Below are 24,755 nucleotides of genomic sequence, written 5' to 3' on the forward strand. Positions count from 1 at the left end.
GAGCCCGATCACGGTCGGGCAGGCCGTTCCCGAACCGGCTTTTGGAGGCCTGATGCGCATCACCGTCACCGTCGACGGGACGAAGTACACCGACGAAGTCGAACCCCGCACCCTCCTCGTGCACCACCTACGGGAAAAACTCGGGAAGGTCGGCACCGTCGTCGGCTGCGACACCAGCAATTGCGGCGCCTGCACCGTCCACCTCGACGGGCACAGCGTGAAGTCCTGCTCCGTGCTGGCCGTGCAGGCCGACGGCTGCGAGGTCACCACCGTCGAGGGCCTCGCCCGCGACGGCAAGCTGCATCCGGTGCAGCAGGCGTTCCACGACAACCACGCCCTGCAGTGCGGGTTCTGCACGCCGGGGATGATCATGCAGTCGATCGACCTGCTGGCCGACAACCCGGACCCGGACGAACAGGCCGTCCGCGAGGGTCTCGAAGGCAACCTCTGCCGCTGCACCGGCTACCAGAACATCGTCCGCGCGGTCCGCGACGCCGCGAAGCACATGAGCCCGGGCGCCGGGCCGGAAGCCGAGCGGATCGCCGAGAACAAGCACGTCGGCGTGGGTGGTGACTGATGACCGCCACGATCGAACCGGAGGTCGGCAAGTCCCGCCGCCGCAAGGAGGACGAGCGGCTGATCACCGGCCGCACCCGCTGGACCGACAACATCACGCTGCCGGGCCTGCTGCACCTGGCCGTCCTGCGCAGCCCGTTCGCGCACGCCAAGATCGTCTCGATCGACACGTCGGCGGCGAAGGACGCGCCCGGCGTCATCGCCGTCTACACCGCGCAGGATCTCGACCCCGAAGGCGCGGTCGGCATGCCCTGCGCGTGGCCGATCACGCCGGACATGAAGGCGCCGCGCCGCCCGGTGCTCGCCGCAGGCACGGTCAACTTCGCCGGTGAAGGCGTCGCGGTCGTCGTCGCGCGCTCGTCCGCCGAAGCGCACGACGCGCTCGAGGAGATCGACGTCGAGTACGACGAGCTGCCGGTCGTCCTCGACATGGAAGCCGCCATCGCCGACGGCGCGCCGCTGGTCCACGAGGACCTGGGCACGAACACGAGCGCGGTCTGGAAGTTCGACTCGGCCGAAGCCGGCACCGGCGGCAACGTCGAGGACGCGATCAGCTCGTCGGAGGTCGTGCTCAAGCGCCGTTTCCGCCAGCAGCGCCTGGTCCCGGCGTTCATGGAGCCGCGCGCCTGCGTCGTCGACCCGACCGGCACCCAGATCACCATGTGGTCGGCCACGCAGATCCCGCACATCCTGCGCGTGATGTCGGCGCTGACGCTCGGCATCCCCGAGCACAAGCTGCGCGTGATCGCCCCCGACGTCGGCGGCGGCTTCGGCGGCAAGATCGGCGTCCTGCCCGAAGAGATGATGTCGCTGTTGGTCGCGCAGAAGCTCGGCAAGCCGGTCAAGTGGAACGAATCGCGGTCGGAGACGATGCTCGCCGCCCACCACGGCCGCGACCAGATCCAGGACCTCACCATTTCGGCGACCCGCGACGGCCAGCTCACCGGCCTCAAGGTCGAGCTGCTGGCCAACCTCGGCGCGTACAACGGCCTGGTCGGGCCGGGGGTGCCGATCCTCGGCGCGTTCATGTTCAACGCGATCTACAAGATCCCGGCGTACCACTTCGCGTGCACCAACGTGTACACGACGACGACGCTGACCGACGCCTACCGCGGCGCCGGCCGCCCGGAGGCGACGTTCGCCATCGAGCGGATCATGGACGAGCTCGCCGTCGAGCTCGGCATGGACCCCCTTGAGCTGCGCGAGAAGAACTGGATCAAGCACGAGGAGTTCCCGTTCACGACCGTGTGCGGGCTGACCTACGACTCCGGCAACTACGAAGCCGCCACCGAGAAGGCGAAGCAGCTCTTCGACTACGACGGCCTGCGCGCCGAGCAGGAGCGGCGCCGCGCGGCGAAGGACAAGGTGCAGCTCGGCATCGGCATCTCGACGTTCACCGAGATGTGCGGGCTCGCGCCGTCGCGGGTGCTCGGCTCGCTCGACTACGGCGCCGGCGGCTGGGAGTACGCGTCGATCCGGATGCTGCCCACGGGGAAGGTGGAGGTCACGACCGGCGCGTCCGCGCACGGCCAGGGCCACGAGACGGCGTGGAGCCAGATCGTCGCCGATCAGCTGGGCGTCGCGTTCGAGGACGTCGAAATCCTGCACGGCGACACGCAGTCGTCGCACAAGGGCATGGACACCTACGGTTCGCGCTCGCTGGTCGTCGGCGGCATCGCGATCGTCAAGGCCGCGGAGAAGGTGATCGCCAAGGCCAAGCCGATCGCGGCGCACCTGCTCGAATGCGCCGAAGACGACCTCGAGTTCGCCGGCGGCAAGTTCACCGTCAAGGGCACCGGCACGTCGACGTCGATGGGCGATGTCGCGCTCGCGGTGTTCGCGGCGCACAACCTGCCCGACGGGGTCGAGCCGTCGCTCGACTCGGACGCGACGTTCGACCCGGAGAACTTCTCGTTCCCGCACGGCACGCACCTGTGCGCCGCCGAGGTGGACACCGAGACGGGCCGGATCACGCTGCGCTCGTACGTCTGCGTCGACGACGTCGGCGTCGCGGTGAACCCGCTGATCGTCGAGGGCCAGGTGCACGGCGGGCTCGCGCAGGGCATCGCGCAGGCGCTGTTCGAGGGCACCGAGCACGACGAAAGCGGCACGTTGACGACCGGCACGTTCGCCGATTACCTGCTGCCGTCGGCGGCCGACCTGCCGTCGTTCACCACCGACCGCACGGAAACGCCGTCGACGACGAACCCGCTCGGCGCCAAGGGTGTCGGCGAGGCGGGCACGATCGCGTCCACCCCGGCGGTGGTCAACGCGGTGATCGACGCCGTGCGGCCCTTCGGCGTCGACGACATCGAGATGCCGCTGACCCCGATGCGGGTGTGGCACGCCATCCAGCACGGCACCACCGACGCGGGCGGCCCCGGCCGTGACGAAGCGGGCGGCGGATTGGGTTCCATCGACGCCACCGGAGGTGCGCAGTGATCCCGGCTCCCTTCGACTACGTCCGCCCGTCCACAGTGGACGAAGCGGTCCAGGCGCTGGCGACGGCGGGCGAGGACGCCAAGGTGCTGGCGGGCGGGCAGAGCCTGCTGCCGGTGCTGCGGATGCGCCTCGCGGCGCCGACGACGCTGATCGACCTCGGACGCGTCGCGGAACTCCGTGGCGTCCGCGAGGAGGGCGACTCGCTGGTGATCGGCGCGATGACCACGCACTACGACGTCCAGCGGGACGCGTCGGTGGCTGCGCACGCGGCGTTGCTGAAGTCGGCGACCGACACGGTGGCCGACCCGCAGATCCGCCACCGCGGGACGCTGGGTGGCGCGATCGCCCACGCCGACCCGGCCGGTGACCTGCTGGCGCCGGTGCTCGCGCTGGACGCCTCGCTGGTGGTGGCCGGCCCGTCGGGGCGGCGCACGGTGCCGGCCGCGGACTTCTTCCGCGACCTGTTCACCACCGCGCTGGCGCCGGACGAACTGCTGGTCGAGGTTCGCATCCCCAAGCACACGGGGTGGCGGGCGCACTACGAGAAGTTCAACCGCGTCGCCCAGGCGTGGTCGATGGTGGCGGTCGCGGTCACGGTTCGTACGGAAGCGGGCGTCATCGAGGAAGCCCGGGTCGCGCTGACGAACATGGGCTCGACCCCGATCCGCGCCTCGGGCGTCGAGTCGGCACTGGTCGGCGTCCAGGCATCGGCGGAATCGATCGCGGCGGCGGCCTCCCACGCGGCGGAGGGCACGAATCCGCCGGTGGACAGCAACGCCGACGTCGAATACCGCCGTCACCTGGCGCAGGTGCTGACGGGACGCGCCATCGCGGCGGCCGCGGGAGCCTGACGCGGCACCCTGGCCGCCGCTCCGGCGGCGGCTAGGGTGGGCAGCGGACCCGTCCGCTTTCAGGAAGGAGGTCGGCCCGTGCGGCTCGACCACGAATTCACCGTCCCGGCTCCGATCGGCGAGGTCTGGCAGGCGGTCACCGACCCCGAGCGCGTCGCCCCGTGCATGCCGGGCGCCACGCTGACCAAGGTCGAAGGGGACAGGTTCAGCGGAACGGTGAAGGTCAAGCTTGGGCCGATTTCCTTGCTGTACAAGGGAAATGGCGAGTTCCTGGAGAAGGACGAGGCAGCCCGCAAGGTGACGATCAAGGCCTCGGGCAAGGATTCCCGCGGCTCCGGAACAGCGGCGGCGACGGTCACACTGACGTTGACGGAGAAGGACGGCGCAACCCACGGATCGGTGGCCACCGACCTGGCGATCACGGGCAAGCCGGCCCAGTTCGGGCGCGGGTTGATCAGCGAAGTGGGCGGCAAGATCCTGGACACGTTCGCGGGCTGCCTGTCGGGAAAGCTGGCCCCGGCGGAGGGGGAGGGGACGGCCGCTTCGGCTGGAGCCGCCTCGGCGAAGGCTGCCTCGGCTGGTGCCGCCCCGGCGAAGACCGCTGCGGCTGGCGATGCCCCGGGCCAGGCGAAGGCTGCCACGGCTGCCTCGGCCGGTACCGCCCCGGCGAAGACCGCTGCGGCCGGCGATGCCCCGAGCCAGGCTGTCACGGCCGGGGCAGCCCCGGCTCAAGGCGCACCGGCCGGCGATGCCCCGGCGACCCCCGCGGCGGCGGCCGCCGCCCAGCCGGTGGCCGAGCCGGCCGCGAAGCCGGTTCCGGAGCAGGGTGCGCCGGCGGCCGAGCCGACGGCCACGTCCGAGCCGGTGGCCAAGCCCCAGCCGGCGGTCAAGCCGGCGCCGACCACCCCGGAAATTAACACGGAGCCGAGGCCCAGGCCGGCGGACCGGCCGGCGCTGCACAGCGTCCCGGCACCTCCGGAAACCGAGGCGATCGACCTGCTCGACTACGCCGGGCAGTCGGTGCTGAAGCGGGTGGTTCCGGTGCTGGTCGCCGTCGCCGCGGTGGTCGGCTTGGTGGCGATCGTCCGCGCTCTGCGCAAGTAGCCCGGCTCGGGTCGGCGCGCTCGGGGCATGACCGGTTCGGTGGCGATCGTTCGCGCCCTGAGCAGGTAGGCCGGTTCGGAGCGGTGGGCTCTGGCCGTGGCTGGGCCGGTGGTGATCGCTCGTGCCCCGCGCAAATGGGTCGGCTCGGGGTTGCCGCAGTGGTCGGCTCGGTGGCGATCATCCGCGCCCTGCGCCGGTGGCCGGTTCGGAGCGGTGGGCTTCGGGCGCGGCCCGGATGGTGGTCGGCCGGATGTTGCGCAAGTGAGCCTGCCCGGCCGGGCGTGTCCCCGATGGTGATCGGCCTGTGCGGGGCTGAGCTGCGTCGATCTACCCTGCGCGGGTCTTCGAACCGGGTGTTGGGCGCAATTCGCCCGGACTGGCGACGGGCGTCGTCGGAACGGCTACGCTGGGCTACCTGGTCGGCCGAACTTCGCGCAAGGGGTACGTCACGATGGCGGTTCGTCACGTCTGTGGCCTCGGCTCTTGAGAGCGCAGGCCGCCGTGCGCCGGGAAGCGCTTTCCACCTGGCCGGGCTGGCCTGCGCGATGGGCGATGTGGGGTGGCGCCAAGACCCGCTGGATCGCCTATGCCCTCGGCTGCGAACTGCTCGCCGTCGTCGCGACCGGGACGGCGCTGGCCACCGGGTTCGGCGGGCCCGTGCGTCCAGGGTGGTTCGCCGTGCTCGTCGCCCTGGGGGTGGCGCAGGCCGAGATGTCGCGCCGGATCGAGCGGTTGCGGCGGTGGATGAGCGGGCAGACGCACATCAACGTCACGTCCGTGTGGTACCTCGCCGGTGTCGTCCTGCTGCCGCCGGCGTGGGTGGCGCTGCTGGCCGTCGTGCTCTACACGCACCTGTGGGTGCGGGTGTGGCGTCAGGTCCGTACGCGGCCCGCGCACCGCTTCGTGGCGAGCACGGCTTGGGCGATGCTCTCGTGCTTCGCTGCTTCCTCCGTTCTTGCGGTGCTGGGGTTGCACGGGACGCCGTTGCAGACGCCGCGCGGGTTGTTCGCCTTGTGCCTGGCGGCCGCGGTGTTCGAGCTGGTGAACGTCGGCCTCGTGGCGGCCGGGATCTACCTGTACACGAGCCAGCGGTCGGCGGCCGACCTGATCGGCACGTGGGAGGACAACGCTTTCGAGCTGGCGACCCTCTGCCTCGGCGGGCTCGCTGCCCTCGCGTTGGTCGAGCAGCCGGTGCTGGTCGTGTTCGTGGTGGCGCCGTTGCTGCTGCTCCACCGCTACTTGCTGTTGAAGCAGCAGTTGCAGGTTGCGGCCGTCACAGACGAGAAGACGGGGTTGCTCAACACCGCCGGTTGGCACGAATCGGCGACGCGCGAGCACACCCGCGCCCAGCGCCGCGGCGCCGGCGGCTTCGCGGTGCTGATGATCGACCTGGACCACTTCAAGCGGATCAACGACACCTACGGCCACCTGACCGGCGACGACGTGCTGGCGGCGGTCGCGGTGGCGATTTCCGGGTCGGTGCGCCAGGGCGACACGGTGGGCCGGTTCGGCGGTGAGGAGTTCGTGGTGCTGCTGCCGGGCATGGGCCGCGCGGACGTGCTGGCGATCGCCGAGCGGGTGCGGGTGGCGGTGGGTGAACTGAACGTGGTGATCTCGACGGGTGCCGGGACGGTCCGGGTGAGTGGCCTTTCGGTATCGATCGGGGTCGCGCGGCATCCGGACGCCGGGCCGACTCTCGATGATGTGCTGCGCACCGCTGATGCCGCGCTGTATCGGGCCAAGGACGCCGGGCGGAACCAGGTCGCGGTGTAAGGGCGACCAGGATGCGCGGGTGGTGGCCCGCGGTGGTGGGCTGCTGGTGCGCGTGGGGTGCGGATGAGCGGTTCGGGCGCCAGTTGTGCGGGCGGGTCGGCTCTGGCTTCGTTGGGGTGAGGCTCGCTCGGGTCTCGGGTTGGGGCACCTTGGGGCAGGAGCGCCGGTTACGTCGAGGTCGGGGCGGGCGTGAATCTCGGGTGGGAGGGCGGGGGCGGTGGTCGCGATCAAGTTGGGTCGGCTGAGCTGCGATGCCGGGGCAGAGGGGGAGGTTCCGGCCTGGCCGCGGCCGACGCGGTGTGATGCAGGGCGCGAAATATGCCGCTGCCGTGGGTGTTGATTCCGTTATGAGCGGCGCGGATCACGAAACGGATGTTGTGGTCATCGGGGCCGGGCAAGCCGGGTTGTCCGCCGCCTATCATCTGCGGCGGGCCGGGTTTGGGAACCGGGGTGGGTTCGTTGTTCTCGACCACGGGAAGCGGGCCGGGGGTGCCTGGCAGTACCGGTGGCCGTCGCTGGTTCTCGGCAAAGTTCATGGCATTCACGACCTTCCGGGGATGGCCTTCGGTACTCCCGACGTGACGCGGCCGGCCTCGGAGGTCGTCTCCGAATACTTCGGGCGGTTCGAAAGCGTTTACGACCTTCCCGTGCTGCGGCCCGTCGACGTGCAGTCCGTGACGCGGGCGGGGGAGCGGCTGGTCGTCTCGAGCCCGGCCGAGTCGTGGGCCGCGCGGGCCGTCATCAGTGCCACCGGGACCTGGGACCGGCCCTTCTGGCCGCGCTATCCCGGCCAGGAAACCTTCGCCGGGCGGCAGCTGCACACCGCCGACTACACCGGGCCGGAAGACTTCCGGGGCCGGCGGGTTGTCGTCGTCGGGGGTGGGGCGTCCGCCGTTCAGCTGCTCATGGAGTTCGCGCCGCTCGCCCGCGCGACCGCCTGGGTAACGCGCCGGCCACCCGTCTGGCGGGACGAGCCCTTCAGCGAGAACTGGGGACGCACCGCCGTCGCCAAGGTCGACGAGCGGGTGCGGGCCGGGCTGCCGCCCGAAAGCGTGGTCAGCGTCACCGATCTGGCCGTGACGCCGGAGGTGCGGGCCGCGCGGGCGGCCGGGATCCTCGACCGGCGGCCGATGTTCGAGCGGATCACGCCCGGCGGCGTCGTCTGGCCGGACGGCGAGCGGTTCGACGCCGACGTGATCCTCTGGGCCACCGGGTTCCGCCCGGCGATCGACCACCTCGCGCCGCTGCACGTGCGCGAACCCGGCGGTGGCATCCGGATGGACGGCACGCGGGTGGTGCTCGAACCGCGCCTGCACCTGGTCGGGTACGGGCCTTCGGCGAGCACGGTCGGGGCCAACCGGGCCGGCCGGGCCGCGGTGGCGGAGATCCGGAAACTGCTGCGCTCGGAGCGGTGAAGGTCTTCGCCGGACGGTGACGGCGCGGGTGTCAGGAGCCATGAAATCCACGCTACCGAACATCTGTGCGAACACCATCGCTGGATCGGGTGATCTTGCTCGGCGCAAAACCGTTGTGCCACAACGGAAACCTCACGTCAGCGCCATGCCTGGAACGCGAGCGCGGACCGCCGCCATGGCCGCCTCGTCCGAGACGCCCTGCCAGTCGTACCGCGGCGTGTACGGCGCGGTGAGCGCCTGCACGTCCGAGTCGGTGAGCTCGACGTCCAGCGATGCCACGGCTTCGTCGATCTGCCGGATCGAACCGGCGCCGACCAGCGGGGCCGTGACGACCGGCTGGTGGTGCAGCCAGGAAAGGGCGATGGACGCGCGGCTCACCCCGTGTGCGGCCGCCACCTTCCCGACCGCCTCGACGATCGCGCGGTCCGACTCGGCCGACGAGTAGAGCAGGTCCGCGTAGGCCCCGTCGGTGCCGGCGCGGGCCGTCGAGTTCGCGTCGTCCCACGCGCGGGCCAGGCGGCCGCGGGCCAGGGGGCTCCAGACGATCGTGCCGACGCCCTCGTCCAGGCACAGCGGGATCATCTCGCGCTCTTCCTCGCGGGCCAGCAGGTTGTAGTGGTCCTGCATGGACACGAACCGCGCCCAGCCGTGCTGCTTCTGCAGGTGCAGGGCCTTGGCGAACTCCCACGCGAACATCGACGACGCGCCGAGGTAGCGCACCTTGCCGGCCTTCACCAGGTCGCTCAGTGCCTCCAGGGTCTCTTCCAGCGGGGTCGAGTGGTCGTTGCGGTGGACCTGGTAGAGGTCGACGTAGTCGGTGCCCAGCCGCCGCAGCGAGTGGTCGATCTCGGTCATGATCGCCTTGCGGGACAGGCCTTTCCCGTTCGGGCCGGGACGCATCGGGTGCCGCAGCTTGGTGGCGATCACGACGTCGTCGCGGTCGGCGAAGTCCTTGAGCGCCCGGCCGAGGATCTCCTCGCTGGAGCCGTTGGAGTACATGTTCGCGGTGTCGAAGAAGTTGATGCCCGCTTCGAGGGCGTGCTTGATCAGCGGCCGCGCCTCCTCTTCGCCGAGGGACCAGACGGGGTGGCCGCGGTCGGGCTCGCCGTAGCTCATCGCGCCGATCGCGACGGGGGAGACGTCCAGGCCGGTGGTGCCGAGCTTCACGTAACGCATGGGATTCTCCAGACTGGGGCAACTTGCGGAGGATTCTCCGGATCTGACGTCGAAACTAGCGGAGAATTCTCCGCATGTCAACGATGAGGCATGATCGGGGCATGACCGACGGCACGTACGGCACCCAGCGCAAGGCCGCCGCGCGCAACCGGATCGCGATCATCGAGGCCGCTCACGAACTGTTCGCGGAGAACCCGCTGGTGCCGCTGAGCGAGGTCGCCAAGCGCGCGGGGGTCGGCGCCGGGACCCTCTACCGCCACTTCCCGACCCGCGAGGACCTGATCCTCGGCGCCTACCAGCACGACATCGAGCGCCTGACGACCACGGCCGACGACGTGCTGGCCCGCCATTCGTCCGCGAAAGCCGCGTTCGTCGAGTGGTTCGAGACGCTGTCGGCCTACATCCGCGTCAAGCACGGGCTCGGGGACGCGCTGCACGGCGCCGCGGCCCAGGAGCTGATCAGCGCGTCGTGGGCGCCCACGACGGCCGCCGTCAAGAAGCTCGTCGACGCCTGTGTGGCCGAAGGCTCCATCGCGCCCGGGCACGACCCTGCCGACATCATCATGCTCATGAGCTTCCTGTGGCGGGTGGCGAACAACGACGACGGCGCGGCTCAAGGACGGCGGCTGATCGCCGCGGTCTTCCAAGGTCTTCAGGCGCCTCCGGCCGGCTGACCGGTCCCGGCGCACGGAGCAGTATCCCGCTCACTGGTACCCGTGCTGAGCTGCGGAAATCGTGAAAAACTCACCCTCTTGACCGATTCAAGGACAAGACAAGTCTTGTCAGCCGGAACGGACCCTCGCTACAGTCCGCTTAGTTAGGAAACTTTCCTAACTGTTTCCCTTTCGTTAACCCGACGCCGCAGCCCACCCGCCACCGTCAGGCCCGCAAGGAGCGCGACGTGCCGTCCACCCGCCTACGCCCGTTAGCCCGACTCACCCCGGTGCTCGCCGCCGTGGTGCTGTTGCCGTCCGCGATCGCCGCGGCCGCCACCACCCAGGCCGCCGATGTCCTGCTGTCGCAGGGAAAGCCCGTTGCCACCTCGACCACCGAGAGCTCGTCCTACACGGGCGCCAAGGCTGTCGACGGCAGCACCACCACCCGCTGGGCCAGCGCCGAGGGCTCCGATCCGCAGTGGCTGCGGATCGACCTCGGCCAGTCCGCCAGCATCCACCGCGTCGTCCTCAACTGGGAAGCCGCCTACGCGAAGAAGTACCGGATCGAGGTCTCCGACGACGGCACGTCGTTCACCACGGCCGCCACCGTCGACACCGGCGACGGCAAGATCGACGACCTCGGCGGTCTCACCGCCCGCGGCCGCTTCGTGCGTTTCGTCGGCCTCACCCGCGCCACCAGCTACGGCTACTCCTTCTGGGAGATGCAGGTCTACGGCAGCACGGACTCCTCCGGCGACACCCAGGCCCCGAGCACCCCAACCGGCCTCGCCGCGGGCACGGCGACCGCCACCAGCGTCCCGCTGACCTGGGGTGCCGCCACCGACAACGTCGGCGTCACCGGGTACGACGTCCTCCGCAACGGCACGGCCGTCGCCACCAGCGCGACGACGTCCTACACCGACACCGGGCTCACCCCGAACACCAGCTACACCTACGCTGTCCGCGCCCGCGACGCCGCGGGGAACACCTCACCCGCGAGCACGCCGATCACGGTCAAAACCGCGGCCGGGAGCGCCGGCCTCGTCCTCGCTGCGGCCGGGGACATCGCCGAGCAGTGCACCGCGAGCAGCTCGAGCTGCGTTCACCCCAAGACCGCGAAGCTCGTCGAGAACATGAACCCCGCGGCCGTGATCACCATGGGCGACAACCAGTACGACGAGCCCACCCTGTCGGACTTCAAGAACTACTACGACAAGACCTGGGGCAAGTTCAAGAACATCACCCGCCCGATCCCCGGCAACCACGAGTCCTACTCCGGGTTCACCGGCTACGAGCAGTACTTCGGCGCCCTCGCCAAGCCGCAGGGCAAGCGCTACTACAGCTGGGAAATGGGCAACTGGCACTTCATCGCCCTCGACTCCAACGACTTCGTCACCCACGACGACTTCGCCGAGCCGCCCCAGATCACCTGGCTGAAGCAGGACCTGGCCAGCAACACGAAGGGCTGCGTCGCCGCGTACTACCACCACCCGCGGTGGAGCTCGGGTGACCACGGCGACAACATCGACAGCATCGCGCTGTGGAACCTGATGGTGGCCAACAAGGTCGACCTCGTCCTCAACGGACACGACCACGACTACGAGCGGTTCGTCCCGCAGAACGCCGACGGCAAGGCCGACGCGAGCGGCCCGGTCGAGATCGTCGGCGGGAGCGGCGGTGCCAACCTGTACGACCTGAGCCCGGCGCACGCGACGACGGCCAAGCTGCTGAAGACCTTCGGCGTCTTGAAGCTGTCGATGACGGACACGACGTTCCAGTCGCAGCTCATCGGCGTCGACGGCAAGGTCCTGGACAGCAGCCCGACCTACACCTGCCACCAGTAGGCCCGGCCATGTACATCGCGGCAAGCCGTACCTCGGACCTGGCCTCGGCAACCGACCGCAAACCGGCGCTGAAGCGGGTGTCCGCCAACGTGGTGGCACTCGGGATGGTCAGCCTGGTCACCGACGTCTCCTCGGAGATGGTCACCGCCGTCCTCCCGCTCTACCTGGTGCTCGGCCTCGGCCTCAACCCGCTGCAGTTCGGGCTGCTCGACGGGCTCTACGCCGGCGCCACCGCGGTCGTGCGGGTGCTCGGCGGGCACCTCGCCGACCGGTGGCGGCGGCTCAAAGCGGTCGCCGGGTTCGGGTACGGCTTGTCCGCGGTGTGCAAGCTCGGCCTGGTCGCGGCCGGTTCGTCGGTCGCGGCCATCGGCCTGGTCCTCGCCGCCGACCGCACCGGCAAGGGGCTGCGCACCGGCCCGCGCGACGCGCTCATCTCGCTGTCCAGCGAGCCGGCGACCCTCGGCCGGTCGTTCGGCGTGCACCGCGCGATGGACACCGTCGGCGCGTTCCTCGGCCCGCTGGTGGCGATGGCCGTGCTCGCCGTCAGCCTCGGCAGCTACACCAGCGTGTTCTTCACCAGCTTCTGCATCGCGGCCATCGCCGTGCTGCTGCTGGCGCTGTTCGTCCGCGACCGGCCCGGCGGCGTCGACCGCGCGGCGGTGTCGGTGAGGACCGCGTTCGGCCTGCTCAAGCAGCGGGACTTCCGGCGCGTCGCACTCTGGGCGGCGCTGCTGGGGCTGGTGACGGTCGGCGACTCGTTCGTCTACCTCGTCCTGCAGCGGCGCTGGGAGATCGCGGCGACGTACTTCCCGCTGCTGCCGCTGGGCACGGCCGGGGTCTACCTGCTGCTGGCCGTCCCGCTCGGCAAGCTCGCCGACCGCGTCGGCCGGTGGCCGGTGTTCCTCGGCGGGCACGTGGCCTTGTGCCTGGCCCTGGTGCTGCTCTGCGGCCCGGTCTACGCGGTGCTCCCCGTGGTCGCGCTCGGCCTGCACGGCGTGTTCTACGCGGCCACCGACGGCGTCCTGATGGCCGCCGCCGGCCCGCTCATCCCGGCCGGCCTGCGCGCGACCGGGCTGGCCGTGGTGCAGACGGGCCAGGCCGCGGCCCGGATGCTCTCCTCCGTCCTGTTCGGACTGGCGTGGACGCTGTGGGACCTGCGGCCAGCGGTGCTCGTCGCCGCGGCCGGCCTGGCCGTCGTCGCCCTCGCCGCCGCCTTCGCGAAACCGGTGCGCCCGTGAAGAAACTCGTCCTCGCCCTCACCGGCACGGCCCTCCTCGTGGCCGCCGCCGTCACGTACACGCTCAGCGCGCGGCACGACACCGCGGCCGCCGAACCCGCGGCCGCGGTGACCCTCGCGCCCGGCCAGTTGTTCTTCCGCGACACGGCCACCGGCCGCGTCGGCGCCGTCCCGCTCGCCGAACCCACGGCAAAACCGCAGCTCAGCGGCCTGAAGTGCGACCGGTTCGCGGTGGCGAAGCAGACGGCGGTGTGCCTGGCTGTGCGGCCCGGCACGCTCCCGGCGATCACCGACGTCCTCGTGCTCGACGGCCACCTTGCCGTCCGCCACACCGAAACCCTGCCCGGCACGCCGAGCCGCGCGCGCGTCTCCCCGGACGGCAAACACGTCTACTGGACGCTGTTCGTCACGGGCGACTCCTACGCCCAGACCGGCTTCTCCACCCGCGCCGGGCTCTACGACGTCGAGACCGGACGGCTGGTCAAGACGATCGAGGAACTGCCGGTCTTCAAGGACGGCGAACGCTACTTCGCGGCCGACGTCAACTACTGGGGCATCACCTTCGCCCCCGACGGCAACCGCTTCTACGCCACCCTCGGCAGCAAGGGCAAGACGTACCTCGTCGAGGCCGACTATGGGCGCTACCGGGGCAAGACGCTCCGCGAGAACGTCGAATGCCCGTCGCTGTCCCCGGACGGCAAGCGGGTCGCCTTCAAGAAGAAGGTCGGCGACGGCGTCTGGCGGCTGTCGGTGCTGGACCTCGCGAGCATGACGGAAACCGAGCTCGCCGAGACCCGCAGCGTCGACGACCAGGCCCTCTGGCAGGACGACCGCACGGTCCTCTACGGGCTGGACAACGCCACGTGGGCGGTGCCGGCCGACGGCTCCGGCGAGCCCCGGCAGCTGCGCGCCGGGGCGGTGTCGCCGGCCGTCACTCAGGACCCGAGGTAACGCACCTGGCCGCCCTTCCCGCGCTCGTAGCCGTCCCGCCCGGCCAGGTGCTCGGGCACGCCGACCTCCCACCAGGCCCCGGCTTCGGTCCACGCCGACGGCTGCGTCTTCACCACGACGACGGCCGGCCGCTGTTCCGAGACGGCCGCCTCGCGAGCCGACGCGTACGCCTCCCGCAGCGAGTCCACAGTGGACGCCGTGAACACCACGCAGCCCAGTGACTCCGCATGGCGCGCGAAGTCGACCCGCGGCGGCGAAGCGTGCGAAGTCGTGCAGTCGGCGTAGAAGTTGTTGAACGGCTTCCCGCCCTGACCCTCCTGAAGCCGCGCGATGACGGCGTACCCGTCGTTGTCGCACACCACCGCGACGAACGGATGGCCCGCGAACGCGGCCGAGAACAGTTCCGAGTTCAGCATCAGGTACGAGCCGTCACCGAGCAGCGTCGTCACCAGGCCCTGGTGGGCGATCGCCGCGCCCCACGCGCCGGACAGCTCGTAACCCATGCAGGAGAACCCGTACTCGACGTCCATCGAGACCGCGCCGGAGCCGCGCCAGCCGCCGATCAGCTCGCCCGGCAGCCCGCCGGACGCCGTCATGACGTAGTCGTGCTCCTCCGACAGGGTGTTCACGACGCCGACCACCTGCGCGTACGAGGGCAGCTCGCCCGAGGGGGAGCGCAGCGTGTCGATGTGCTCGTCCCAGGTGGCGCGTTCGGCCGCGGCTCGTGACGTCCACGACGAGTCCACCCGCCAGCTTTCCAGCTGGGCGGCGAGGTCGGCCAGACCCGCGTCGGCGTCCCCGACCACCGACAGGGCACCGTGCTTCACCGCGTCGAACCGGGCCGCGTTGAGCGACACCAGCCGGACGTCGGGGGAGAAGACCGTCCAGGACGCCGTCGTGAAGTCCTGCAGCCGCGTGCCGACCGCGAGCACGACGTCGGCGGCCGCCGCGACGACGTTCGCCGACGTCGAGCCGGTGATGCCCAGCGGACCGGCGTGCAGCGGGTGCTCGTGCGGCACCAGGGTGCGGCCCGCCGTCGTCTCCACGAGCGGGATCCCGTGCCGCTCGGCGAATTCGAGCGCGCGCTGCCCCGCCCCGGAGTACCGGACGCCGCCGCCGAGCACCAGCAGCGGACGGTGGGACGCACGCAGGACCCCGGCCGCTTCGGTGACCGCACGCCGGTCCGGGCGCGGGCGCAGCGGGCGGTGCGTGACCGGCTCGAACAGCGCGTCCGGGAAGTCGTACGTCTCGGCCTGGACGTCCTGCGGCAGCGCCAGGGTGACCGGCCCGGCGTCGGCCGGGTCGGTGAGCACCCGGGCCACCTGCGGCAACGTCGAGATCAGCTGCTCGGGCCGGGTGATCCGGTCGAAGTAGCGCGATACCGCGCGGAAGGCGTCGTTGACCGTCGCCGTCGCGTCGCCGAACGGCTCGATCTGCTGCAGCACCGGGTCCGGCGCCCGGTTGGTGAACGTGTCGCCCGGCAGGAGCAGCACGGGCAGCCGGTTCGCGTGGGCGACGCCGGCCGCGGTGACCATGTTCAGCGCGCCCGGCCCGATCGACGACGTCACGACCCCGACCTGCCGCCGGTGCGTGGCCTTCGCGTACCCGACCGCGGCCAGCGCCATGCCCTGCTCGGTGTGCCCGCGCCAGACCGGGATGTCCCCGCGGTGTTCCTCCAGCGCGGTGCCGAGGCCGAGGACGTTGCCGTGCCCGAAGATCGCGAACACACCGGGGAACAGCGGGACCTCGCGGCCGTCGAGGGTTTCCGAGCGCTGGGCGAGGATCCAGCGGACCAGCGCCTGAGCCGTCGTCAGCTTCACTGCACACGCCCTTCGTGACTCGTGACGGGACACCGCGGGTCGAGGTCCTGCGTCGCCCACGTGTCGCGGACCCAGCCGTGCGCGGGGTCGTCGCAGAACGCCATGGACCGCTCCTCGGCCGGCCCGGCCAGGACGTTCAGGTAGTACATCGGGTAACCCGGCGCGGCCACGCACGGCCCGTGGTAGCCGCGCGGGATGAGGAAGACGTCGTGGTCGCGGACCGCCACGTCCTCGTCCAGTTCGCCGTCGCTCGTGTACGTCCGGTGCAGGCCGAAGCCTTCGCGGGACGGCGTCACGCCGTCGCGCCCGGCGATGCGGAAGTAGTAGATCTCCTCGTTGACGACCTCGCAGTCGGTCGCTTCGTCGTGCTTGTGCGGCGGGTAGGACGACCAGTTGCCGCCCGGCGTGATCAGCTCGCACGCGTTGAGCTTGTCGGCGTGGTCCCACACCCCGGGCACGCCGAAGTTGGTCACCTGCCGCGTGGCCTGCCCGGCGCCGCGCACCTCCACCGGCACGTTTTCCGCCGGACCGTACGCCGGGGTCAGACGGCGGGTGCAGCGCGCCATCGGCAGCGCGACCTCCAGGCCGTCCTTTGTCGACAACTCGACTTCGGCGTCCCGGGGCACGTACGCGAAGTCCGTCACCCGCGTGAAGACCGAGTCGCGGCCGCGCAGTGCGAAGACCTCGCCGTCCACCCGGACGGCCGCCGACCCCGAAAGCGGCAGCACGAAGGCCTCGAACTCGCCGGTGTGCAGGACGCGCGTCTCGCCGGGGGCCAGGGAGAACACGCGTAGGCCGGAGTACCGCCACCCCGCGGTGTCCGGTGTCAGCCGGACCGGGTCGGCGGCGTCGGACAGTGTCCCGAGTGGACGGTGCAGCTTGCTCACTTCGCGGCCTCCAGTGCCGTTGCGGCGGCTTCGACATTTCCCGCAGGGTTCATGACCAGACCGCGGACGACCCCGTGCGACAGCGTCCAGTCCGGTGGCAGGCCGCCGAGCAGCACCGGCAGCGTCGTGGCGTCCAGGACGGCGGGCGAGCTGGTGGCCGGCAGCTTCAGCCAGGTGTGCGCCGACGTCGTCCCGAGGGCGGACGCGAGAGCGACCGACGGCGCCAGGGCCTCCGGCAGCTCGATCAGGGCGACCAGACCGTACGCAGCCAGCTCGGTGACCGCGTCGGCGCAGGCCTGCCGGGCCGGGACCGGGCCCGGCAGCTGCATCTCGCCGCCGTCCAGCCCGCAATCGATCAGCGTCCGGGCGTCGTAGCCGGTGAACCCGTCGTCGCGGTTCATCGACCCGAAGACGACCTTGTCGTGCAACGCGCCGAGGAGGAGCAGTTCCTCGACGATGTCCGGGGTGCCGACGACGCCGTCGACGGCCGGGTTCGCGAGCGCGGCCAGCAGCCGCTCCAGCAGCGCCCGCCGGCCGGCCGTCGCGAGGGGATCGCCGGAGACAAGGAACAGCGTGCCCCGGTCGGACAGCAGCTGCGGACGCCGTTTGCGGATCGCGTACGCCTGCCGGACCGCACCGGGGTTGGTCGCGCGGGTGTGCAGGAGCTCCCTCCAGCGCTCGTCGGTGAGGATCACAGCAGCTCCTCGATCTCCCCGGCGGTCGGCATGGCGTCGGCGCAGGCCAGCCGGGACGCGACGAGCGCGCCCGCGGCGTTCGCGTACTCCGCGATCCGCACCGGGTCCCAGCCCGACAGCAGCCCGTGGATCAGCGCGCCGCCGAAGCCGTCGCCCGCACCGAGGCCGCAGACGACCTCGACGCGCTGCGGCGGCACCGTCCAGCGGCCGTCCGGCGTCGCTACCAGCACCCCTTCGGCGCCTTTCTTGATCACGGCCAGCCGAAGCCCCCGCGCCAGCATCCGGTCCGCGGCCGTGTCCGGGTCCGCGGTGCCGACGGCGACCTCCACCTCGGTCCGGTTGCCGACGGCGACCGTGACGTGGTCGAGCAGCCCGCCGATCTCGGCGCGGGCCTGCTCGGCGGACGGCCAGAACATCGGCCGGTAGTCCAGGTCCAGCACGGTGTGCTCCCGCCGCCCGCGGGCTTCGAGGATCTTCCGCTGGGTCGCCCGTGCCGGCTCCACGGAGACGCCGGTGCCGGTGACCCACAGCAGCGGCACCGACTCGACGACGTCCCACGGCACGTCTTCGTCGGTGAGCGTGAGGTCGGGGGCGATCGGGGAGCGGTAGAACAGCAACGGCGGGTCCGCGGGCGGGTTCAGCTCGCAGAACACCACCGGCGTCTGCAGGTCCGGCGAGGTGCCCACGAAGTCCGGCGAGACGCCGAAGCCGTCGAGGGCCTGCCGGACGTAGTCGCCGAAGCCGTCCGGGCCGACCTTGGTGAGCACCGCCGTGCGCCGGCCGAGCCGCGCGGCGGCGACCGCGACGTTGGTCGCGGTCCCGCCGAGCGACTTGGCGAACGTGCTGACCCCGGCCAGGGGCACGCCGCTCTGTTCCGGGTAGAGGTCCACCCCGACCCGGCCGATCGTCAACGCCTCGATGGTCATGCCGCCTCCGCGGGAAAGAGTGCGTCGGCGGGCATCACGCCTTTTCCACCTGCCGAAGCTCGTGTTCGAGGGCTTCCAGTTCGGCACCGCCCGCCATCTGCCGCGTGAGCTCGCCGATGTCGATCTCCGACTTCTCGTAGTGCCCGAGCGCGGCACCTCGCTTGAGCAGCAGGAACCGGTCCGCCACCGGGTAGGCGTGGTGCGGGTTGTGCGTGATGAGCACGACGCCGAGCCCGCGGTCCCGCGCCTGGGCGACGTACTTCAGCACCACGCCGGCCTGCTTGACGCCCAGTGCGGCCGTCGGCTCGTCGAGGATCAGCACCTTCGCGCCGAAGTACACCGCCCGCGCGATCGCGACGCACTGGCGTTCACCACCCGAGAGCGTCCCGACCGGCTGCTCGACGTCCCGCAGGTCGATGCCCATGTCGGACAACGCCTTCTTCGTCGTTTCGCGGCCCTTCTTCCGGTCGAGCATCTTGAACGGCCCGAACCCCGTGGTCGGCTCGGACCCGAGGAAGAAGTTCCGCCAGACACTCATCAGCGGCACCACGGCGAGGTCCTGGTACACGGTCGCGATGCCGCGATCGAGGGCCTCGCGCGGCGAGGAGAACCGCACCGGCTCGCCCTCGACGAGAAACTCGCCGCGGTCGTGCTGGTGCACGCCGGCCAGGATCTTGATCAGCGTGGACTTCCCGGCGCCGTTGTCGCCGAGCACGCAGGTGACCTCGCCTGCATTGACCACAGTGGACACCTCGCGCAGCGCGATCACGCTGCCGTAGGTCTTCCCGATCTCGCGAACTTCGAGCAGGCTCATCGGCGTACCCTCTCCGCGCGGCGCCGGAAGGCGTTGTTGACCAGGACCGCCGCCAGCAGCATGACGCCGAGGAACAGCATGAACCAGTCGCTGTTCCACTGCGCGAACACGATGCCCTGCCGCGCCATGCCGAAGATCAGCGCGCCGATCGCCGCGCCCACGGCCGAGCCGAACCCGCCGGTGAGCAGGCAGCCGCCGATCACCGCGGCGATGATGTACTGGAACTCCAGCCCGATGCCCTGGTTCGCCTGGACGCTGGCGAAGCGCAGGATGTTGATCGAGCCGACCAGCCACGCGCCGAGCGCGGTCCCCATGAACAGCAGGATCTTCGTGCGCACCACCGGCACGCCGACCGAGCGGGCCGACACCTGGGACCCGCCGACCGCGAAGATCCAGTTGCCGAACCGGGTCCGCACCAGCAGCCACGCGGCGATCGCCGTGACGACGATCCACCAGACGATCGACGACTGGAACTCGGTGCCCCCGATGTCGAACGTCGAGGCGAACAACCCGCCGGCCGACTCGTACCCGCTGGTCGAGCGCATGCCCGAGACCTGGACGGTGTTGGTGACCAGCCGGGTCACGCCGAGGTTGAGCCCCTGCAGGGCCAGGAACGACCCCAGCGTGACGATGAAGCTGGGCAGCCCGGTCTTCATCACCAGCCAGCCGTTGAACGCGCCGACACCGAGCGCGAAGGCCAGCGACGCCAGCAGCGCGAGCCAGACGTTCCAGCCCGCCTGCGTCGCCAGGATCGCGGTGACCAGCGACGTCGACGCCGTCATCACGCCCGCCGAGAGGTCGAACTCGCCGCCGACCATGAGCAGCGCGACCACGACGGCCATGATGCCCAGCGTCGAGGAGTCGTCGAGCCAGGTCGCCACACCCAGCGGGCTGAGGAACTGGCCGGTGACGACGGAAAAGAAGACGAAAACCAGCACGGCTCCGAGGAGCGCGCCGATTTCGGGGCGGACGACCAGCCGGTCGGTCAGCCCTTTCTTGGCGACGCGCTCGTCGGGTTGTGCCTGGATCGCTGCGGTCATCGCGTGCCGCGCTGCGCGTACGGGGCGATGGTGTCGATGTTGGTCTTGTCGACGAAGCCCGGGCCGGTCTGGACGGGCTTGCCGCCGCCGATGGTGTTGCCGTTTTCCTTGTACAGCTTGAGGAACACGATCGGCAGGTAGCCCTGCTCGTACTGCTGCTGGTCGACGGCGAAGAGGATGCTGCCGTCCTTGATGGCCGCGACGACGTCGGCGTTCAGGTCGAAGGTGGCCACCTGGGCCTTGGAGCTCGCTTCCTTGGCGGCGGCGACGGCGCGGGCCGCGACCTGGGAGTTCAGCGCCAGCACGGCGTCGATCGACGGGTCGGACTGGAGGGCGCCGCGGATGCGGGCCTGCGCGTCGGTCGGGTTGGAGATGTCGACCTGCAGCGTGGTGACGTTGCCGAAGGTCTGCTTCGCGCCGTCGCAGCGCTGGTTCTGGCCGATGTTGCCGGCCTCGTGGATGACGCACAGCAGCTTCGTCTTGCCCGCCGCCTTGAGCCGCTGGCCCGCGCCCTGGCCGGCCAGGCCCTCGCTCTGCCCGACGTGCGCGATCGCGCCGAACTGGGCGCTGAAGTCCTCGCCGGAGTTGATGGTGATGACCGGGATGCCCGCCTTCACCGCGTTCTGGATCGACGTCTGCAGGGCCTGCGGGTTCGCCATCGAGACGACCAGGCCGCCGACCTTCTGCGCGACCGCGTTGTCGATCAGCCGCGCCTGGTTGCCCGGGTCGCCGTCGGAGAAGTAGTCGACGCCGACGTTCAGGTCCTTGCCCGCCTGCTCGGCGCCGTTCTTCACGACGTTCCAGAAGGCGTCGCCGGCGCTGCCGTGGGTGACCACGGCGACCTTCAGCGGGCCGCCCGAGCTCGGCGCGGCGGCCGACGGGCTGCCGCTGGTGCTGCTGCTGGAATTGTCGGCGGTGGGGCCGCTGCAGGCGGACAGGACGAGGCCGGCGGCGGCGATCGCCGCCACGCCGGCCAGCTTCTTCAGAGAAAACACAGTCACTCCTTTGGGACCAGGTTCAGAGGGAGTCGGTGATCTTCGCGAGGTGGGCCAGGCTGCGTCCGGTGTCCCGCCGGGGCAGGTCGTCGGGGCTCGAGTCGCCGAGGGCGGTGTCCTGTTCGAGGACGTACCAGCCGTCGTAGCCGGCGGCCTGGACGGAGCGCACCATCGCCGCCACGTCCACGTCGCCCTCGCCGAGCGGGGTGTACATGCCCCGCCCGACCGCGTCGGTGTAGGCCAGCCGGCCCGCGCGGACCTCGGCCGCCAGGTCTTCCCGGACGTCCTTGAGATGCACGTGCCCCACCCGTTCGGGATACCGCTTCGCCAGCTCCACCGGATCCGTCCCGCCGATCATCAGGTGCCCGGTGTCGAGGCACAACCCGAGATCGGAATCGGCGAGGAAGCGCTCGACCTCGGCCTGCTGCTCCACGTGCGTCCCGACGTGCGGGTGCAGCACCGTGCGCAGGCCGTGGGCGGCGGCGATGTCCCGGATCCGGCCCGCGGTGTCGACGAGCGTCGCCCATTCGGCTTCGCTCAGCTGCGGGCGGTCGTCGTAGCCGTCGAGACCGGTCGCGGCGGCGAGGACCAGGACGTCACCCCCGCAGGCGGCGAAGAGCGCGGCGGACTCCTCGGCCTCCTTCAGCGCGTTCTCCTGGTTTTCGTGGAGGACGACGGCGAGGAAACCGCCGACGAGCGTCAGGCCGTACCCGGCCAGCAGCTCGCGCAGGGCGGCGGGCTCGCGGGGGAGGTACCCGGGCGGGCCCAGCTCGGTGGCCTGGACACCGAGGGCCGCCATCTCGCCGAGCACGGTGGCCGCGTCCAGCACCCGGCCCCAGCCGGGGACTTCGCAGACACCCCAGGAGATCGGGGCGGCGGCCACGCGGATCGTCGCTGTCACAAGGGGCCTCCGTTGGTTCGTTGGAGCGCTCTATTGATTAGAGCGCTCCAATCTTGTAGCGTCCGTCACACCAAGTCAAGGCCGAGTTTTCCGAGATCAGGGGAGGTGCGCATGGTGCGTCCGACCATGGAGGACGTCGCCGAACGGGCGGGAGTTTCCCGCGCGCTGGTCTCCCTGGTGATGAACAATTCACCGAAGGTGTCCGAGGTCCGGCGCGCGGCGGTGCTGCGCGCGGCCGAGGAACTCGGCTACCAGCCGCACGTGATGGCGCGGTCCCTGGCCAGCCGGACGTCGACCGTGCTCGGCGTGATGGTCAACGACCTGCGCAACGCGTTCTTCGCCGACGTCGTCGAGGGGCTGGACGCGGCCGCGCAGGCCGCGGGCTTCGACCTCATCCTCAACACGGGCGGCCGCAGCCCCACCCGCGAGTGGAACGCCCTGCACAACCTGCTTTCCTTCCGCCCGGCGGGGATCATCCTGCTTTCCCCGGTGGTGCCGGCGGCGTCGATCCAGGTCGCGGCCAAGCAGTGCCCGGTCGTGCTCGTCTCCCGGACGATCCGCTCGTCCACAGTGGACACGGTGAACGACGACGGCGAAGCGGGGTCCGGGCTGGCCGTCGACCACCTCGTCGGTCTCGGGCACCGGCGCATCGCCCACCTGGACGGCGGCGGCGCGGCCGGGGCGGCCCAGCGCCGCCGCGGGTTCCAGGCGGCGATGCGGCGGCACGGGCTGGAGCCGATCGTGGTGCGCAGCGAGCACACCGACACCGGCGGCGAGAAGTCGGTGCGGGAGCTGCTGGCGACGTACTCCCGGGCCGACCTGCCGACCGGGCTGGTGGCGGGCAACGACTTCAACGCCGTCGGGGCCATCTCGGCCCTGGAGGAAGCCGGCTTGCGCGTGCCGGAAGACGTGTCGGTCGTGGGGTACGACAACACGTCGCTGGCGGCGCTGCGGCACCTCTCGCTGACCACAGTGGACCAGCCGCGCACCGAGATGGGGCGGCTGGCCTTCGAAGCGCTGATCGAGCGCGTCCGCGGGGAGCGCACGGAGCCGGTCCGGCACCTGCTGCACCCGTCACTGGTGGTCCGTGCGACCACCGCCGGGATTTCCGAAACAGGAGGAGCTGCACGATGAGGTTGGGACTGGCGGGCACCGGCCGGATCGGCACCGCGCACGCGGAGACGCTGAAGGGCTTCGAGGAGGTCGAGTCGGTCGTCGTGGCCGACGTCGACCCGGCGCGGGCCCGGTCGGCCGCCGCGAAGCTCGGCGTCGAATCGGTGGCGCTCGACGAGCTGTTCGCCGCGGGGCTCGACGGCCTGGTCGTCACCGCGGCCACGGACGCGCACCCCGGCCTGATCATCGCGGCGGTCGACGCGGGCATCCCGGTGTTCTGCGAGAAGCCGGTGGCCGCCGACATCCCGGGCACGCTGGCGGTGATCGACCGGATCGGCGCCTCCGACGTCGGAGTCCAGATCGGCTTCCAGCGCCGTTTCGACGCGGGCTACGCGGCGGCCCGGGCGGCGGTCGCGTCGGGCGAGCTGGGCTGGCTGCACACGCTGCGCGCGACGACGTTCGACCCGGCACCCCCGCCGGCGGAGTACGTCGCCCACTCGGGTGGATTGTTCCGCGACTGCGGCGTCCACGACTTCGACATCATCCGCTGGGTGAGCGGCCGCGAAGTCGAGGAGGTGTACGCCATCGGCGCGAACCGCGGCGAGCAGTTCTTCCGCGACGCGGGCGACGTGGACACGGCGGCGGCGACGCTGACCCTGGACGACGGAACCCTCGCCACGGTGTCGATGACCCGCTACAACGGCGCGGGGTACGACGTGCGCCTCGACGTGCTGGGCTCGGTGTCGGGTGTCGTGGTCGGCCTGGACGACCGGGCGCCGCTGCGGTCGGTGGAGCCGGGCGTGGCCCCGCTGCCCGGGCCGGCGTACCCGGGCTTCATGGAGCGCTTCCGCCCGGCGTACACGACGGAGCTGCGTGCGTTCCTGGACGTCGTCGCGGGCCGCGCCCCCTCGCCCTGCGGGGCGGCCGATGCGTTGGAGGCGTTCTACATCGCGGAGGCGTGCGAGGTGTCGCGCCGCGAACGGCGTCCGGTGAAGCTGTCCGAGATCCGCCGCTGAAATCCGGTGGCGCGCCCGGGCAGGCTTGGGGGGTGATCACGCTGACCCCGCTCGACGAGCCCGCTCTCGCGCGGCTGCTCGACGCCGCCGTCGCCGGAGCCGACCCCCTGGAGGTCATGCCCCCGGTCGACGACGTCCCCGGCTGGACCCCCGCGCGCCGCGCGGCGTTCCTGGCCTTCCACCGCGGCCGGTCCCTCGACGCCGCCACCGCGGTGGAACGCACGTGGGTGGTCGACGTGGACGGTGCCGCGGTGGGTGCCGCCCGGCTGGAGCGCCACGGCGACGCGGTGGAAGCGGGCCTCTGGCTGAGCCGCGCGGTCCGCGGCCGCGGGATCGGCCGAGAGGTCACCGGGCTGCTGCTGGCCGAGGCCCGGGCGTCCGGCGCGGCGAAGTTCGTGGCCTCGACGACGGCGGGCAACCACGGCGCCCGGGCCCTCCTGGCCGGCACGGGCGCGGCCCTCACCACCGAAGGGGACGAGGTCGCCGCGGAACTCCGGCTCAGGTCGTGAGTGGGAAGGCGGGT

Annotated in this window: 22 protein-coding genes; 13 read left to right on the forward strand and 9 right to left on the reverse strand. The window is 71.4% G+C overall.

What is annotated here, in order from left to right; genetic code table 11:
• Positions 1-52: 52 nt before the first annotated feature.
• From ACWEF6_RS24305 to ACWEF6_RS24330, 6 genes are all read left to right on the forward strand, one after another.
• Positions 53-577, forward strand: a complete 525-nt coding sequence (locus ACWEF6_RS24305) for a (2Fe-2S)-binding protein (RefSeq protein WP_091306596.1) — start codon at positions 53-55, stop codon at positions 575-577.
• Positions 577-3,018, forward strand: coding sequence for a xanthine dehydrogenase family protein molybdopterin-binding subunit (locus ACWEF6_RS24310; RefSeq protein ID WP_449685050.1), 2,442 nt, complete (start codon positions 577-579; stop codon positions 3,016-3,018). Before ACWEF6_RS24305 ends, ACWEF6_RS24310 begins: the two co-directional genes overlap by 1 nt.
• Complete coding sequence (locus ACWEF6_RS24315; RefSeq protein WP_449685051.1) at positions 3,015-3,869, forward strand: FAD binding domain-containing protein; 855 nt, start codon at positions 3,015-3,017, stop codon at positions 3,867-3,869. Before ACWEF6_RS24310 ends, ACWEF6_RS24315 begins: the two co-directional genes overlap by 4 nt.
• 78 nt (positions 3,870-3,947) lie before the next feature.
• Positions 3,948-4,973 carry an SRPBCC family protein gene (locus ACWEF6_RS24320; RefSeq protein ID WP_449685052.1) on the forward strand — a complete coding sequence of 342 codons (1,026 nt, stop codon included), beginning with the start codon at positions 3,948-3,950 and terminating at the stop codon, positions 4,971-4,973.
• Positions 4,974-5,525: 552 nt separating this feature from the next.
• Positions 5,526-6,746, forward strand: coding sequence for a diguanylate cyclase (locus ACWEF6_RS24325; protein WP_449685079.1), 1,221 nt, complete (start codon positions 5,526-5,528; stop codon positions 6,744-6,746).
• A 347-nt stretch (positions 6,747-7,093) separates the two neighbouring features.
• Positions 7,094-8,161 carry an NAD(P)-binding domain-containing protein gene (locus tag ACWEF6_RS24330; protein WP_449685053.1) on the forward strand — a complete coding sequence of 356 codons (1,068 nt, stop codon included), beginning with the start codon at positions 7,094-7,096 and terminating at the stop codon, positions 8,159-8,161.
• 132 nt (positions 8,162-8,293) lie between these two features.
• Here the strand turns inward: ACWEF6_RS24330 and ACWEF6_RS24335 are convergent, their stop codons facing one another.
• Positions 8,294-9,337 (reverse strand): aldo/keto reductase, encoded by a 1,044-nt coding sequence (locus ACWEF6_RS24335; RefSeq protein ID WP_449685054.1) that lies wholly within the window; start codon positions 9,335-9,337, stop codon positions 8,294-8,296.
• Between the two features lie 101 nt (positions 9,338-9,438).
• Between ACWEF6_RS24335 and ACWEF6_RS24340 the strand changes: the two genes are divergently transcribed.
• The 4 genes from ACWEF6_RS24340 (at position 9,439) to ACWEF6_RS24355 (ending at position 14,025) form a co-directional block, all read left to right on the forward strand.
• Complete coding sequence (locus ACWEF6_RS24340) at positions 9,439-10,011, forward strand: TetR/AcrR family transcriptional regulator (protein WP_449685055.1); 573 nt, start codon at positions 9,439-9,441, stop codon at positions 10,009-10,011.
• Between the two features lie 269 nt (positions 10,012-10,280).
• Entirely contained in the window at positions 10,281-11,837 is a 1,557-nt protein-coding gene (locus ACWEF6_RS24345) for a discoidin domain-containing protein (RefSeq protein ID WP_449685080.1), read from the forward strand.
• 8 nt (positions 11,838-11,845) lie between these two features.
• Positions 11,846-13,075: an MFS transporter gene (locus ACWEF6_RS24350; RefSeq protein ID WP_449685056.1), complete on the forward strand. Its 1,230-nt coding sequence runs from the start codon at positions 11,846-11,848 to the stop codon at positions 13,073-13,075.
• Positions 13,072-14,025 (forward strand): hypothetical protein, encoded by a 954-nt coding sequence (locus tag ACWEF6_RS24355; protein ID WP_449685057.1) that lies wholly within the window; start codon positions 13,072-13,074, stop codon positions 14,023-14,025. Before ACWEF6_RS24350 ends, ACWEF6_RS24355 begins: the two co-directional genes overlap by 4 nt.
• Here the strand turns inward: ACWEF6_RS24355 and iolD are convergent.
• Genes iolD through ACWEF6_RS24395 form a run of 8 tightly spaced genes read right to left on the reverse strand, consistent with a single transcriptional unit; the run spans position 14,010 to position 22,103 of the window.
• Positions 14,010-15,845: a 3D-(3,5/4)-trihydroxycyclohexane-1,2-dione acylhydrolase (decyclizing) gene (gene iolD, locus ACWEF6_RS24360; protein ID WP_449685058.1), complete on the reverse strand. Its 1,836-nt coding sequence runs from the start codon at positions 15,843-15,845 to the stop codon at positions 14,010-14,012. The genes ACWEF6_RS24355 and iolD overlap by 16 nt on opposite strands.
• Entirely contained in the window at positions 15,842-16,732 is an 891-nt protein-coding gene (gene iolB, locus ACWEF6_RS24365; protein ID WP_449685059.1) for a 5-deoxy-glucuronate isomerase, read from the reverse strand. Before iolB ends, iolD begins: the two co-directional genes overlap by 4 nt.
• Positions 16,729-17,427: a Cgl0159 family (beta/alpha)8-fold protein gene (locus ACWEF6_RS24370; protein WP_449685060.1), complete on the reverse strand. Its 699-nt coding sequence runs from the start codon at positions 17,425-17,427 to the stop codon at positions 16,729-16,731. The genes iolB and ACWEF6_RS24370 overlap by 4 nt, the downstream gene beginning before the upstream one ends.
• A complete protein-coding gene (gene iolC / locus ACWEF6_RS24375; RefSeq protein WP_449685061.1) occupies positions 17,424-18,353 on the reverse strand; it encodes a 5-dehydro-2-deoxygluconokinase in 930 nt (309 codons plus the stop codon). The genes ACWEF6_RS24370 and iolC overlap by 4 nt, the downstream gene beginning before the upstream one ends.
• A gap of 34 nt (positions 18,354-18,387) precedes the next feature.
• A complete protein-coding gene (locus tag ACWEF6_RS24380; RefSeq protein ID WP_449685062.1) occupies positions 18,388-19,167 on the reverse strand; it encodes an ATP-binding cassette domain-containing protein in 780 nt (259 codons plus the stop codon).
• The gene (locus ACWEF6_RS24385) at positions 19,164-20,207 is read right to left on the reverse strand and encodes an ABC transporter permease (RefSeq protein WP_449685063.1); all 1,044 of its coding nucleotides are present in this window, start codon (positions 20,205-20,207) and stop codon (positions 19,164-19,166) included. Before ACWEF6_RS24385 ends, ACWEF6_RS24380 begins: the two co-directional genes overlap by 4 nt.
• Positions 20,204-21,202, reverse strand: a complete 999-nt coding sequence (locus ACWEF6_RS24390; protein WP_449685064.1) for a sugar ABC transporter substrate-binding protein — start codon at positions 21,200-21,202, stop codon at positions 20,204-20,206. The genes ACWEF6_RS24385 and ACWEF6_RS24390 overlap by 4 nt, the downstream gene beginning before the upstream one ends.
• A gap of 22 nt (positions 21,203-21,224) precedes the next feature.
• Entirely contained in the window at positions 21,225-22,103 is an 879-nt protein-coding gene (locus tag ACWEF6_RS24395) for a TIM barrel protein (protein ID WP_449685065.1), read from the reverse strand.
• 111 nt (positions 22,104-22,214) lie between these two features.
• Between ACWEF6_RS24395 and ACWEF6_RS24400 the strand changes: the two genes are divergently transcribed.
• From ACWEF6_RS24400 to ACWEF6_RS24410, 3 genes are read left to right on the forward strand one after another with little or no spacing between them, the layout of a single operon-like run.
• On the forward strand, positions 22,215-23,237 hold the full coding sequence (locus ACWEF6_RS24400; protein ID WP_449685066.1) for a LacI family DNA-binding transcriptional regulator: 1,023 nt from the start codon (positions 22,215-22,217) through the stop codon (positions 23,235-23,237).
• Entirely contained in the window at positions 23,234-24,232 is a 999-nt protein-coding gene (locus tag ACWEF6_RS24405; protein WP_449685067.1) for a Gfo/Idh/MocA family protein, read from the forward strand. Before ACWEF6_RS24400 ends, ACWEF6_RS24405 begins: the two co-directional genes overlap by 4 nt.
• A gap of 32 nt (positions 24,233-24,264) precedes the next feature.
• Positions 24,265-24,741: an N-acetyltransferase family protein gene (locus tag ACWEF6_RS24410; protein ID WP_449685068.1), complete on the forward strand. Its 477-nt coding sequence runs from the start codon at positions 24,265-24,267 to the stop codon at positions 24,739-24,741.
• Positions 24,742-24,755 lie beyond the last annotated feature (14 nt).

Source organism: Amycolatopsis sp. NPDC004772 (assembly GCF_053601215.1).